Here is a 13189-nt window from a genome sequence, read left to right as displayed (position 1 = left end):
CCCCATCGTGCTGTCGCGGTCCTGCTGCCTGCCCATTGTCGGCCATCGGGAGGAAACTGCTGGTCAGGCGCTCGGGGAGGGGCTGCTCGTGGCGCGGTCCGGGGCGGGCAGGCCGGGCAGCGCGCTCTGGTCGGCGCCCCACTGCCGGGCGTGCAGGGCGGCCTCGCGCAGTGCGCCGGCGGCGCTCTGCCGGAGCTCACCGGAGCCGGCCGCCACCAGGGCGGCGTACACCCCGGTGAGCTGGACCTCGATGTGCGCCGCGAGCTGCTTGGCGGTGGCCGGGTCGCTGACCGGGAACGGCAGTTGGTAGCCGGGCGCGGCGGCCGCCGGGGTGGCGCCGGCGCTGTGCAGCAGGCGCTGCCAGGTGTCCCGCTTGGCCTGGTGGGCGAGGTAGCAGGTCTGCGCCTCGGCTCGCAGCGGTCCGACGGGCTGCCGGGCGCCGACCACGCCGTAGCCGTACACGGCGGCGTGCTCGGCGGCCAGCGTGTTCTGCAGCGCGGTGGTCTCGGCGGCGGGCCGTGGGGTGGCCGACGCGGAGGCTGAGGGGGACGGCGAAGGCGAGGGGGAGGGCGCGGCGGCCGGGCCGGTGACCGGGCCGCTGTCGCCGAGCGTCACCGCGTGCAGCGCGCCGGAGGCGGAGACGGCGGCCAGCAGCTTCGCCAGCTCGGGCGAGGCGGCGGTCAGGTCGGCCAGCCGGGCCCCGGCGGTGGTCCGTTCGGCGGCGGCGAGTTCGGCCACCGAACGGACCGCCGCCGGGGTGGCAGCCGGGCTGGGGGCTGCGGTGGGGGTGGTGGCGGCGGGGCTGCCCGGTGGCAGTCCGGTGGCCAGGGCGGCCCGGTGTTCGGCCACCTCCGCGCGCAGCGCCTTGAGCCGGTCGGCCTGGGCCGCTCCCGGTCCGGCCAGCACGGCGTCGTACCCGGCCAGCAGCCGGTCGGTGTCGGCGACGGCGCGGTGGCGCAGCGGCAGGTCGGCGTCGGCCTTCTTCCGTTCGGCTTCCGCCGGTCCGTCCTCGTCGGTGCACCCGCAGAGCAGCAGCGGGGCGCCGCTCAGCACGCCGAGGAGGAGCAGGCTCCGCCGAGTGAGGGACAGCATGGGGGGTGCTCCCGAAGAGGTCATGGGGGAGCCCGCGCAGCCCCCGCTGCCGTGCATCATTACAGAATCACCATCCGGCCCGTTGTGACCTTGCTCGCACGCGGTGCTCACCGGTGCCCCGCGCGCCTCGCGGAATCGGTGGTTTGGGGTCCGACCGGATAGGCTTGCCGCTCAGCTAGCACCTACCGACAACAGCAGACGCGGCCGAGGAGTCACCCGGATGAGCACCACCCCCACCGACCGGTTGCGTGCGTTGCTCGAGCCGCTGGCCGCCGAGGCAGGTCTCGACCTCGAAGAGGTCACGGTGACCCAGGCGGGCAGCCGCCGTCAGGTGCAGATCGACGTGGACGCCGACGGCGGCGTGGACCTGGACGCGATCGCCGAGTTCAGCCGGGTGGTCAGCGAGCGGCTGGACGCCGCCGAGGACGTCATGGGCACCGCCCCGTACGTGCTGGAGGTCGGCTCCCCCGGGGCCGAGCGTCCGCTGAACGAGCCCCGCCACTGGCGCCGGGCCGAGGGGCGGCTCGCCAAGATCCACCTGGTGGACGGCGGGGAGATCGTCGCCCGGGTACTGGAGAGCGACGAGGACGGCGCCCTGGTCGAGGTGCAGCCGGTGAAGGGCCGCGGCCGCCCCAAGGAGCGCCGCCTGGAGTTCGCCGAGATCGCCCGCGCCCGGGTCCAGGTCGAGTTCAACCGCAAGGAAGACGAGGGGCTGCTCGACGAGTCGGAGATCGAGGACACCGACGACGACAGCACCGAAGACGACGAGTGAGCACCGCACCACACATGATCGTGAACGTAAAAAAGAGGGAAGAGGAGGCGTAGCCGTGGACATCGACATGAGCGCCCTGCGTGGGCTGGTTACCGAGAAGAACATCCCGTTCGAACTGCTGGTCGGATCGATCGAATCGGCCCTCCTCATCGCGTACCACCGCACCGAGGGGTCCCGCCGCAAGGCCCGGGTCGAGCTGAACCGCAAGACCGGGCACGTGACGGTCTGGGCGCTGGAGGACGCGGACGAGCTGGACGAGGGCGTCGAGCCCAAGGAGTTCGACGACACCCCGAGCGGCTTCGGCCGGATCGCCGCCTCGACCGCCAAGCAGGTCATCCTGCAGCGCCTCCGGGACGCCGCGGACGACCAGACCTTCGGTGAGTACGCGGGCAAGGAGGGCGACATCGTCACCGGTGTCGTCCAGCAGGGCAACGACCCCAAGAACATCCTGGTCGACATCGGCAAGCTGGAGGCCATCCTCCCGCCGCAGGAGCAGGTGCCGGGCGAGGACTACAAGCACGGCACCCGGCTGAAGTGCTACGTGGTGGCCGTCCGCCGAGGTGTCCGCGGCCCGTCCGTGACGCTCTCGCGGACCCACCCCAGCCTGGTGAAGAAGCTGTTCGCGCTGGAGGTCCCGGAGATCGCCGACGGCAGCGTCGAGATCGCCGCGATCGCCCGCGAGGCCGGCCACCGCACCAAGATCGCCGTCTGGTCGCGCCGCCAGGGCCTGAACGCCAAGGGCGCCTGCATCGGCCCGATGGGCGCCCGGGTGCGCAACGTGATGGCCGAGCTGCACGGCGAGAAGATCGACATCGTCGACTGGTCGGAGGACCCGGCGGACATGGTCGCGGCCGCGCTGTCCCCCGCGCGGGTGACGAGCGTGGAGATCGTGGACTACGCCCAGCGCTCCGCCCGGGTGATCGTGCCGGACTACCAGCTGTCGCTGGCGATCGGCAAGGAGGGCCAGAACGCCCGCCTCGCGGCCCGCCTGACCGGCTGGCGGATCGACATCCGGCCGGACACCGAAGCCCCTGCCGGAAGCGACCGCGGGGAATCCCGCGACGCGTAGTCACGTTGTCGCTGTCCTGCGCCGAATCGGCGGGGCGGCGCCATGTCCCTCCGGAGGGGTAGACTTGAGGTTGTCTGGCCGGACGCATGTCCGAGCATGCCCGGAACGCACCTGCGTGGGCTGCCGCAAGCGAGCGGCCAAGCACCAGCTGTTGCGTGTCGTGGCGGTCGAGGGCGTCTGTGTCCCCGATTCCCGCGGCGCACTGCCGGGCCGGGGTGCACATCTGCACCCCGACCCGACCTGCCTCGACCTCGCGGTCCGCCGCCGAGCTTTCCCCAGGGCCTTCCGACTCCAGGGAAATCTCGACACCACGGCACTGCGTGAGTACGTCGAGCAGCGGGCCGGTGACACCCCGGCAGGCTGAAGAACCACCGCAACAAGCACCGCGCAGAGCTGGTAAGAGCCCCGTGCGGCGCGCACACGTCAGGTACCTCGCGAGTTGGAAGTAGGTCGAGATTGCGATGAGCACTCGATGAGTACGCGATGAGTACGCCCATGAAGTAGCGATGGTCCGGCGGACGAATACCCCGGACACGTAGACAGGAGCGAAGTGGCTAAGGTCCGGGTATATGAACTCGCCAAGGAGCTTGGCTTGGAGAGCAAGGCCGTCATGGCCAAGCTCACCGAGCTCGGTGAGTTCGTCCGTTCGGCGTCCTCGACCATCGAGGCGCCGGTCGTGCGCAAGTTGACTGACGCTTTGGGGGTGCCGCCCACCGGTGGTGGCGCCGCCAAGCCTGGCCCGCAGAAGCCTGCGGCGCCCAAGCCCGCCGGTGCAGCAGCACCGAAGCCGGGTGCCCCCACCCCGGGACCGCGGCCCGCCGCGACCCCCGGTCCCCGTCCGACCCCGGCCGCCGCGGCTCCCGCCGCCCCGGCCGCCCCCGCCGCGCCGAAGCCGGCCGCCGCTGCCCCGGGCCCGCGCCCGGCCGCCGCGCGTCCCGCCCCGGCCGCTGCGGCCCCGGCTGCTCCGGCGGCCGAGTTCTCCTCGCCTGCTCCCGCCGGTGACGCCGCTGCGGAGGCGCCGGCCCGTCCGGCCGCCGCCGCTCCGGCCGCCCGTCCGGCCGCGGCCAACCCGTCGGCCCGTCCGGGCCCGCGTCCGGCCGGTCCCCGTCCGGGCAACAACCCGTTCACCTCCGGCAGCGCGACCGGCATGGGCCGCCCCGGCGAGCGCCGTCCGGCTGCTCCCGGTGCCGCGCGTCCGGGTGCCGGTGCCCCCGCCGGCGAGCGTCCGGCCCGTCCGGGCGGCGACCGTCCGGCCCGTCCGGCCGGTGCGCCGGGTGCCGACCGTGGCGCCCCGCGCCCGGGTGGCGACCGTCCGCGTCCCGCTGGTGCGCCGGGCGCCGACCGTGGCGCCCCGCGTCCCGGTGGCGACCGTCCGCGTCCCGCCGCCGGTCCCGGTGGCGCTCCGCGTCCGGGTGGCGCCGGTGCGCCGCGTCCCGACGGGATGCCCCGTCCGGCCGGTCCGCGTCCGGGTGGGCCCAGCCCGTCCGGTATGCCGCGTCCGAACCCCGGCATGATGCCGCAGCGTCCCGCTCCGGGTGCCGCGCGTCCCGGTGGCCCTGGTGGCCGTGGTCCGGGTGGCCCCGGTGGCCGTCCGGGTGCTCCGGGTGCCGGCGCCGGTGGCGCTCGTCCCGGCTTCGCCGGCCGTGCGGCCGGTCCGGGCTCGCGTCCGGCCGGTGGCGGCTTCGGCGGCCCCCGTCCCGGTGGCGGTGCCCCCGGTGGCGGCGGTGGCTTCGGCCCGCGTCCCGGTGGCTTCGGTGGCCGTCCGGGTGGCCCGGGTGCCCGTGGTGGCACGCAGGGTGCCTTCGGTCGTGGTCCGGGCGGTCGCCCGGCGCGTGGCCGTAAGTCGAAGCGGGCGAAGCGCCAGGAGTACGAGGCCATGCAGGCCCCGTCCGTCGGCGGTGTCATGCTGCCGCGTGGCAACGGTTCCACCGTTCGCCTGTCCCGGGGCTCGTCCCTGACGGACTTCGCCGAGAAGATCAACGCCAACCCGGCCGCGCTCGTCTCGGTGATGTTCAACCTCGGTGAGATGGTCACCGCGACCCAGTCGGTCTCGGACGACACGCTCCAGCTGCTGGCCGACGAGATGGGCTTCCAGCTCGAGATCGTCAGCCGCGACGACGAGGACCGTGAGCTGCTCGAGTCGTTCGACATCGACTTCGGTGTCAACGAGGGCGACGAGGACATGCTGGCCGCGCGCCCGCCGGTCGTCACCGTCATGGGTCACGTCGACCACGGTAAGACCCGCCTGCTGGACGCGATCCGCAAGTCCAACGTGGTGGCCGGCGAGGCCGGTGGCATCACCCAGCACATCGGTGCCTACCAGGTCGCCACCGTGGTGAACGGCGAAGAGCGTCCGATCACCTTCCTCGACACCCCGGGTCACGAGGCGTTCTCCGCCATGCGTGCCCGTGGTGCCAAGTCCACCGACATCGCGATCCTGGTGGTCGCGGCCAACGACGGTGTCATGCCGCAGACGGTCGAGGCGTTGAACCACGCCAAGGCCGCCGGTGTGCCGATCGTGGTCGCGGTCAACAAGATCGACGTCGAGGGTGCCGACCCGACCAAGGTCCGCGGTCAGCTGACCGAGTTCGGTCTGGTGGCCGAGGAGTACGGCGGCGACACCATGTTCGTCGACATCTCCGCGCGCCAGGGTCTGAACATCGACCAGCTGCTCGAGGCCGTGGTCCTGACCGCGGACGCCTCGCTCGACCTGCGGGCCAACCCGGAGCAGGACGCGCAGGGTATTGCGATCGAAGCCCACCTCGACAAGGGCCGCGGCGCCATGGCGACCGTCCTGGTCCAGCGCGGTACCCTCCGCGTCGGTGACTCGATCGTGGTCGGCGACGCCTACGGCCGCGTCCGCGCCATGCTGGACGAGAACGGCAACAGCCTCGCCGAGGCGGGCCCGTCCCGTCCGGTGCTGCTGCTCGGTCTGACCTCGGTGCCCCGCGCCGGCGACAGCTTCATCGTCGTCGACGAGGACCGCACCGCCCGTCAGATCGCCGAGAAGCGCTCGGCCCGTGACCGCAACGCCGCGTTCGCGCAGCGTCGGGTCCGGATCTCGCTCGAGGACCTGGACAAGGCCATCGCAGCGGGCTCCATCGAGCAGCTCAACCTCATCATCAAGGGTGACGTCTCCGGTTCCGTCGAAGCCCTCGAGGACGCGCTCGTCAAGCTCGACGTGGGCGAGGAGGTGGAGCTCCGGGTGCTGCACCGCGGCGTCGGTGCGATCACCGAGTCGGACGTCGACCTCGCGATGGGCTCGGACGCCATCATCATCGGCTTCAACGTGCGCGCCGAAGGCCGCGCCCGTACGGCTGCCGAGAAGGAAGGCGTGGATGTCCGGTACTACTCGGTCATCTACCAGGCCATCGAGGAGATCGAGAACGCGCTCAAGGGCCTGCTCAAGCCCGAGTACGAGGAGGTGCGCCTCGGCTCCGCGGAGATCCGCGAGGTGTTCCGTTCCTCCAAGTTCGGCAACATCGCGGGTGTCATCGTCCGCGAGGGTCTGCTGCGCCGCAACGCCAAGGCCCGTCTCATCCGCGACGGCAAGCTCATCACCGAGAACCTCACCATCGAGGGTCTGCGTCGTTTCAAGGACGACGCGACCGAGGTGCGCGAGGGCTTCGAGGCCGGTGTGACCCTGGGGTCGTTCAACGACATCAAGGTCGACGACGTCATCGAGACCTACGAGATGCGCGAGAAGCCGCGGTCCTAGCAGTGGCTGCCGGGGCCGGTCGGCGGGTGTTCGTTAACCCGTCGACCGGCCCCGGTCTCGCTGTTAGCCTCCTGGTACGCCCCTTCGGGCAACTCCTTCGAGGCCCCCAGGCCGGCTTGGCCTGTCACACATGTTCGTGGGAACACTGACGTTCGACCTGCTGCTGGGCGATGTCCATTCGCTCAAGGAGAAGCGTTCGATCGTGCGGCCCATCGTGGCCGAACTGGCGCGCAAGTACAGCGTGTGCGCCGCAGAAGTCGGGAACCAGGATCTGCACCGGAGGGCCGAGATCGGCCTGGCGGTGGTGTCCGGCGACGCCGGGTACGTCACCGAGATCCTGGACAGCTGTGAGCGGCTGGTCGTCGGCCGCCCCGAGGTGATGCTGCTCTCCGTCAGGAGGCGCCTTCACAACGACGACGATGACTGAGGGTGTGCGCGGTGGTGCGACGTCAGCACCGTCACACCGACGAGGACCGAGAGCGCCCACAAGGCTGGGCGCGGGCAGGTACTTTGGGGCCAGGGCCGCACCGGGTGCGTCCGTGACCCGGGTACCGCGCTCACTGCACGAGGAGGCAACGTGACCGACACCGCAAGGGCGCGCAAGCTCGCCGACCGCATTCAGGTGGTGGTGGCCGAGACCCTGCAACGCCGGATCAAGGACCCGCGGCTGGGCTACGTGACCATCACCGACACCCGGGTCACCGGGGACCTGCGCGAGGCCACCGTCTTCTACACCGTCTACGGTGACGAGGCCGAGCGCGAGGCCAGCGCGGCCGCGCTGGAGAGCGCCAAGGGCGTGCTCCGCTCCGAGGTCGGCAAGCAGACCGGGGTGCGCTTCACCCCGTCGCTGACCTTCATCGCGGACGCCCTGCCGGAGAACGCGAAGAACATCGACGAGCTGCTCGACAAGGCGCGGGTCTCCGACGCGGCGGTCCGTACCGCCGCCGCCGGGGCCACCTTCGCCGGGGACGCCGACCCCTACCGGGTGCCGGCCGCCGAGCGCGACGACGAGGACGAGTAACCATGACCGCCGAGCCGGTCGAACCCGGCCAGAGGGCATCGTCCACCGACACGGTGGATGGTGCCCTCGCGGTGCTTCCCGGGCCTCGCAGCGAGTCGCCGGCCGCTTCCGGGGCGTCAGCCCTGGCGGCCGAGTGGCAGCGGGTGGTCGAGCTGATCGGGCGGGCCGGCACGGTCGACCTGATCTGCCACATCAACCCGGACGGCGACGCGCTCGGCTCGGCCCTGGCGGCCGGTCTGGCGCTGCGTTCGCTCGGCTACCGGGTGCGGGTCTCGTTCGGCGACGACCCGCAGATCGTCCCGGAGTCGCTGAGCTTCCTGCCCGGCCAGGAGCTGCTGGTCCCGGCCGCCGAGGTGCCGGACGTCCCCGAGCTGGTGCTCTGCTTCGACGTGGCGGCCGAGAGCCGCCTCGGGCTGCTGCACGCCAAGGCGTTCGCCGCCCCCGCGCTGGTGGTCATCGACCACCACGCCTCCAACCCCGGCTTCGGCACCCACCGCCTGATCGACCCCACCGCCCCGGCCACCGCCGTGCTGGTGGACGAGCTGCTCCGGCGGCTCGGCGTGCCGCTCGACCAGGACCTGGCCACCTGCCTCTACACCGGCGTGGCGACCGACACCGGCTCGTTCCGGTACGCGGCCACCACACCCGCCACCCACGAGCTGGCCGGGCGGCTGCTGGCCACCGGCATCCGGCACGACCTGATCTCCCGTCAGCTCTGGGACACCTCCTCCTTCGGCTACCTCAAGGTGCTGGCCGGCGCGCTGGACCGGGCCGTCTACGAGCCCGACGCGGCGGGCGGCCTCGGCCTGGTGTGGACCTGGGTGCCGTACCAGGACCTGGCGCTGTTCGGCGTCACGGTCGAGGAGATCGAGGGCCTGATCGACGTGCTGCGCCGCCCGGCCGAGGCCGAGGTGGCGCTGGTGCTCAAGCAGGACCCGGACGGCACCCTGCGCGGCTCCTGCCGGGCCAAGGGCGCGGTCGACGTGGCCGCCGTCTGCGCCGACCTGGGCGGCGGCGGGCACCGGTTCGCGGCGGGATTCACCGCCCGCGAGGACGTGGACACCACGGTCGCCCGGTTCCGGGCCGCCCTGCCGACGTCCTGACTTCTTTCCGTACGAGAAAAAGAGCTGATGAAGCGTAAAGGCACCGGCCCCGACGGCCTGGTCATTGTCGACAAGCCGGAGGGTCTCACCTCGCACGGCGTGGTGGCCAAGCTCCGCTGGCTGGCCGGGACCAGGAAGGTCGGGCACGCGGGCACGCTGGACCCGATGGCCACCGGCGTCCTGGTGATCGGGATCGAGCGGGCCACCCGCCTGCTCGGGCACCTGATGCTCACCGCCAAGACGTACGAGGCCACCATCCGGCTCGGGCAGAACACCGTGACCGACGACCGGGAGGGCGACGTCACCTCCTCGGCGGACGCCTCCGGCGTCGAGCGCTCCGCCATCGACGCCGGGATCGCCGAGCTGACCGGCGCGATCATGCAGGTGCCGTCGAAGGTCAGCGCCATCAAGATCGACGGCAAGCGCTCGTACGCCCGGGTCCGCGAGGGCGAGGACTTCGAGATCGCGGCCCGGCCGACCACCATCCACTCCTTCGTGGTGCACGAGCAGCGCGCGGCGGTCGCCGAGGACGGCACCCCGGTGATCGACCTGGACGTCACGGTGGAGTGCTCCTCGGGAACGTACATCCGGGCGCTGGCCCGGGACCTCGGCGCCGGGCTCGGCGTCGGCGGGCACCTCACGGCGCTGCGGCGGACCAAGGTCGGGCCTTACGGGCTGGAGTCGGCGCGGACGCTGGAGCAGCTGGAGGAGAAGCTCGAGGTGCTGCCGATCGCCGAGGCGGCGGCCGCGGCGTTCCCCCGCTGGGACGTGGACGCGGAGCAGGCGCGGCTGCTGGCGCACGGCATGAAGCTCAAGGCTCCCGGCATGGACGTGGACGGGCCGATCGCGGTCTTCGACCCGGACGGGCGCTTCCTCGCGCTGATCGAGGAGAAGGGCGGGCACGCGAAGCCGGTCGCCGTCTTCGTCGGCTGAGCCTTTCGCAGGTGCTTCGGCATCTACGGTCAGGGGCTCGGGGAACTGCGAGGAGGTCTGGCGCTCGGGTCACTGCGAAAGTGCCTGACCATCTACGTACGGGTGACCTTTTCTGAGGTCGTCGTCGCAGTTCCCCGAGCCCCTACCTTCCGAACCTTGTGCAGAAAGTCACCCGAAGGGGTGAGCGCCGGCCCCGATGGGGTGGCGTACGCGGCTGTCCGGGCAGGCTCCGGGCGGTGGCGGGCTGCGGAGGGGCGGGCGCGGGATGGCCGAGGGGCTGCTGCGGATCTGTGGGCCGGACGGGCTGGTCCGTGGGCTGGGCTTCGTGGCCGACCGGCGGGGCACGGTGCTGACGGCCCGGCAGGCCGTCGAGGGGCTGGAGTACCTGGTGCTGCATCTGCCGGGCGGTCAGACCCAGGTGCTCGGGGCGGACTGTGTGGAGCTGCTGCCGGGCCCGGGGCTCGCGGTGCTGCGCACGGAGTCGGTCGGCGGCCTCCCGCCGGCCCCGCAGGCGATCGCGGACGGGATCGGCAGCGGCCTGGTCTCCGTCTCGCAACTGGCCGCCGGGGTATGGGAGTTGACCCGGATCCAGGGTGGCGTACGGGGCATCGACCCCGACGGTGCGCTGCTGCTCGACCTGCCTCAGCTGCGTGGCCCGCTGACCCCCGGGGCGCCCGTACTGGACGCCGAGAGCGGAGCCGTGCTGGGTGTCCTGGCGGCCGGGCCTGACGGCCCCCGGGCGTTGCCGCCGGCCGGTCCGGCGCTGGCGGAGCTGCGCGGCCGGAACGCCGAGGCGGTGCCCGCGTACGGCCGGGCGCTGAACCTCGGTGGAGTGCTGACGCTCTGTTCGGTCCAGCTCGGTTCGGCGAGTGCCGGGCCCGGGCGGATCGCGGATCTGGCCGCCGACCGGGTGGACCGGCCGGACGGGCTGACCGGTGAGGAGCCGCAGGCCACCGTCAGCGTGCTGGTCGGTTCGGCGGGCAGCGGGCGCAGCACCGAACTGGCCGCCCTGGCCGTCCGGCGGGCGGGCGGGGCGCAGGCGCTGCCCACGGTCTGGCTGCGGGGTGCCGACCTGGCACCGGAGGACTCCACCCTGGCCGACGCGGTCGATCGCCAACTGGCCCGCGCCGCAGCCCTGTTGGAGGTGACTGCGCCGGGCCGGGACGAGCCGGCGCGGCTCTGCGGCGAGGCCGGCCGTCCGCTGCTGGTGGTGCTGGACGCGCCGGAGGAGGCGCCGTTCGCGGTGCCGGGGGAGTGGCTGGCGGCGAGCGTCCGGTGGCTGGAGGCGGCGGGGGTGCGGTTGCTGACGGCCTGTCGGCCGGAGACCTGGGGCGACGGACTGCCGGGGGCGGTGGTGCACGGGCTCGGGCCGCTGCCCGCCGAGGCGGGTGTACGGGTGGCGCGGCGGTACGGGGCGCCGGAGCCGGGGGAGCACCCGCTGTCGTTGCGGCTGGCCGGGGAGCTGGGCGAGACGGCCGAGCGCGGGCGGCTGTACGCGGCGTACCTGGAGCTGTGCTGCACCAGGGCCGCGCGGCGGCTGTCGGCGGAGACCGGGCCCAGGCGGGCCGGTGCGCATCGCCGGGGCGGCCAGGCGGCCCCGCCCGCGCCGGAGGGCCCGGAGTCGCTGCACGGTCTCGTCACGGCCCTCGGCGAGCGGGTGCGGGAGGCGGCCCGCCTGATGCTCGGCACCGGTCACGGCACGCTGGAACGGGCCGCCTTCGCGGCCCTGTTCCCGGCCGAGGGCGGCTGGGCCGGGGCGGTGCTGGCCGAGCGGCTGTTCGTGCCGGCGGGGCCGGGGTACCGGTTCGCCCACGAGGACCTCGCGGACTGGCTGCAGGGCGGCCGGCTGGACCTGGACGCCGCGCTCCGCCTGCTGCTGGAGGGTACGGCGACGGCGCCCGCGGAGGGGGCGGCGCTGCCCGCCGGCGGCGTCCCGAGGCACCGGGCCGGGGTGGTGCTGTGGGCGCTGCGCGAGGTCGGGGAGCGGCACGGGGCGGCGGGGCTCGACCCGTGGCTGTGGCGGCTGTGGCGCGGGGTGGAGACGGCGCCCGGGCCCGAACAGGGCTGGTGGGCCCGCCGGCTGCTGCTGGACGGGCTGGCGATCAGCCCCGAACTCGCCGTGCACCGACCGCTGTTGGCGGCCGTCGCGGAGCGCGGGGGCGGCGGTCTGGACGCGGGCTTCTGGGCCGGGCTGCCGCTCCCGCCGGCGGACCGGCTCGAGCTGCTGCGGCCGCTGGTGACGACCGATCAGGAGGCCAGGGCGGCGGTGGCCGAGCTGCTGCGGGCCGATCCGCGCGGTGTGGTGCCGCTGCTCTGCCGGTGGTTCGGGGAGACCCGGGGCGGTGCCGCCGCCGATCTCGCGCACGATCTGCTCTGGGCACACCGTCGGCTGGCGGTGGACGACCTGACGGAGTCGTTGGCAATCGCGGCCCACCCGAGAGCGGACGCGCTGCTCGCCGAGCTGGCGGTGGCGGAGCCGTCCGCGCTCTGCCGGGCGGTGGACCGCTGGAGTCACGACCCCCGCCCGGAGTGGCACGTGGCGGCGGCCGTGCACGCGCTGCGGGCGGCCCCGTACGCCACCGGCACCGGCGCCGACCTGCTACGGCACGCGGCCCGCACGCTGCTGGCCCGGGAGGAGGAACCGGCACTGCACGGTGCGGCGCTGGCCCTGCTGATCCGCGATCCGGCGACCGGACGGCAGCAGCTGCCCGCCGCGCTGGCCGGCTATCTCGCGGACGACCCCTTCCTCACCGCCGAGGCACTGGCCCCGGCGCTGGTCAGCGATCCGGAGCCGGTGCTGGCGGCGTTCCGGCAGCGGCTGGCCGCGCCGGGCGGAGCGGTGGCCGAGGCGCTCCGGGTGCTGGCCCGGCAGGAGGCCCCGGAGCTGCTCGGTCCCGGCCTGGAGCTGGCCGCCGAGCTGCTGCACCAGCGGCCCGAGCGGTCCGGCCAGGTGGCCGAGTACCTGGCCGTGCTGATGGACGGCCGGCCCGGGCCCGAGCTCGACCTGCTGCTCGCCGAGGCGGCCGCCCGGCCGCCGGCCCTGCGCCGGGTGCTGGCGGTGCTGCTGACCGACCCGGAGTACCCGCCCCGGCTGCTGGAGACCTTGCTCGGGGTGGAGCAGGACCCGGCCGTGCTGGTGCCGGTGGTGGAGCGGCTGGCCGACCACTTCCAGGACGAACGGGCGCCCGCCGTACGGCAGTTGATCCGGCTGGTGGCGGCGGCCGGAGGTCCCGAGGTGGACGCCGCACTGGTCCGCGGCGCGGGTCGGTCGGCCGGATTCGCCCGGCTGCTGGCGCACTGGCCGAGTGGTGAACCGGGCCCGCGCGGCGGCCCGCTGCTGGCCCGGATGCGGCTGCTGGTGGCGGGCGGCCGCGATCCGCAGTACGCCGCGGCGGAGGCCGAGCGGGGTGCCGTGGTCCGGTCGGTGCGTCCGGTGGGCCGAGTTGGGTGACGCTGGTGCCGACACAGCTTCGGGCGCATG

At 73.9% G+C, this 13189-nt stretch carries 10 protein-coding genes; 9 read left to right on the top strand and 1 reads right to left on the bottom strand.

All coding sequences use genetic code 11. The annotated features are described in order from the left end of the window. Window positions 1–63 precede the first annotated feature (63 nt). Window positions 64–1092, bottom strand: coding sequence for a ferritin-like domain-containing protein (locus F4556_RS38090; protein ID WP_184913769.1), 1029 nt, complete (start codon window positions 1090–1092; stop codon window positions 64–66). Window positions 1093–1312: 220 nt separating this feature from the next. On the opposite strand from F4556_RS38090, the gene rimP reads away from it, so the two are divergent. The 9 genes from rimP to F4556_RS10725 all read left to right on the top strand — a co-directional run bounded on the left by rimP (window position 1313) and on the right by F4556_RS10725 (window position 13159). Next, window positions 1313–1864, top strand: a complete 552-nt coding sequence (gene rimP / locus F4556_RS10765; RefSeq protein WP_184913767.1) for a ribosome maturation factor RimP — start codon at window positions 1313–1315, stop codon at window positions 1862–1864. A 55-nt stretch (window positions 1865–1919) separates the two neighbouring features. Beyond that, window positions 1920–2933: a transcription termination factor NusA gene (gene nusA, locus F4556_RS10760; RefSeq protein WP_184913765.1), complete on the top strand. Its 1014-nt coding sequence runs from the start codon at window positions 1920–1922 to the stop codon at window positions 2931–2933. Between the two features lie 70 nt (window positions 2934–3003). Beyond that, a complete protein-coding gene (locus F4556_RS10755; RefSeq protein ID WP_184913763.1) occupies window positions 3004–3297 on the top strand; it encodes a YlxR family protein in 294 nt (97 codons plus the stop codon). 186 nt (window positions 3298–3483) lie between these two features. Next, a complete protein-coding gene (infB, locus tag F4556_RS10750) occupies window positions 3484–6651 on the top strand; it encodes a translation initiation factor IF-2 (RefSeq protein WP_184913761.1) in 3168 nt (1055 codons plus the stop codon). A gap of 130 nt (window positions 6652–6781) precedes the next feature. Next, window positions 6782–7078 (top strand): DUF503 domain-containing protein, encoded by a 297-nt coding sequence (locus F4556_RS10745; RefSeq protein WP_184913759.1) that lies wholly within the window; start codon window positions 6782–6784, stop codon window positions 7076–7078. 150 nt (window positions 7079–7228) lie between these two features. Continuing rightward, the gene (gene rbfA / locus F4556_RS10740) at window positions 7229–7672 is read left to right on the top strand and encodes a 30S ribosome-binding factor RbfA (RefSeq protein WP_184913758.1); all 444 of its coding nucleotides are present in this window, start codon (window positions 7229–7231) and stop codon (window positions 7670–7672) included. Window positions 7673–7674: 2 nt separating this feature from the next. Beyond that, window positions 7675–8775 carry a DHH family phosphoesterase gene (locus F4556_RS10735; RefSeq protein WP_184913757.1) on the top strand — a complete coding sequence of 367 codons (1101 nt, stop codon included), beginning with the start codon at window positions 7675–7677 and terminating at the stop codon, window positions 8773–8775. A gap of 27 nt (window positions 8776–8802) precedes the next feature. Next, window positions 8803–9708 (top strand): tRNA pseudouridine(55) synthase TruB, encoded by a 906-nt coding sequence (truB, locus tag F4556_RS10730; protein ID WP_184913756.1) that lies wholly within the window; start codon window positions 8803–8805, stop codon window positions 9706–9708. Between the two features lie 265 nt (window positions 9709–9973). Continuing rightward, window positions 9974–13159, top strand: coding sequence for a S1C family serine protease (locus F4556_RS10725; protein ID WP_184913755.1), 3186 nt, complete (start codon window positions 9974–9976; stop codon window positions 13157–13159). Window positions 13160–13189: the final 30 nt, after the last annotated feature.

The sequence above is a fragment of the Kitasatospora gansuensis genome (assembly GCF_014203705.1).
GTDB lineage: Bacteria > Actinomycetota > Actinomycetes > Streptomycetales > Streptomycetaceae > Kitasatospora > Kitasatospora gansuensis.
The sequence above is the reverse complement of the archived record's forward strand: the minus strand, read 5'-3'. Positions and strand labels throughout refer to the sequence as shown.

Coding starts and splice junctions, on each gene's coding strand:
- F4556_RS38090 (WP_184913769.1), bottom strand. CDS start 1,092: ATGCTGTCCCTCACTCGGCGGAGCCTGCTCCTCCTCGGCGTGCTGAGC.
- rimP (WP_184913767.1), top strand. CDS start 1,313: ATGAGCACCACCCCCACCGACCGGTTGCGTGCGTTGCTCGAGCCGCTG.
- F4556_RS10745 (WP_184913759.1), top strand. CDS start 6,782: ATGTTCGTGGGAACACTGACGTTCGACCTGCTGCTGGGCGATGTCCAT.
- F4556_RS10735 (WP_184913757.1), top strand. CDS start 7,675: ATGACCGCCGAGCCGGTCGAACCCGGCCAGAGGGCATCGTCCACCGAC.
- truB (WP_184913756.1), top strand. CDS start 8,803: ATGAAGCGTAAAGGCACCGGCCCCGACGGCCTGGTCATTGTCGACAAG.
- F4556_RS10725 (WP_184913755.1), top strand. CDS start 9,974: ATGGCCGAGGGGCTGCTGCGGATCTGTGGGCCGGACGGGCTGGTCCGT.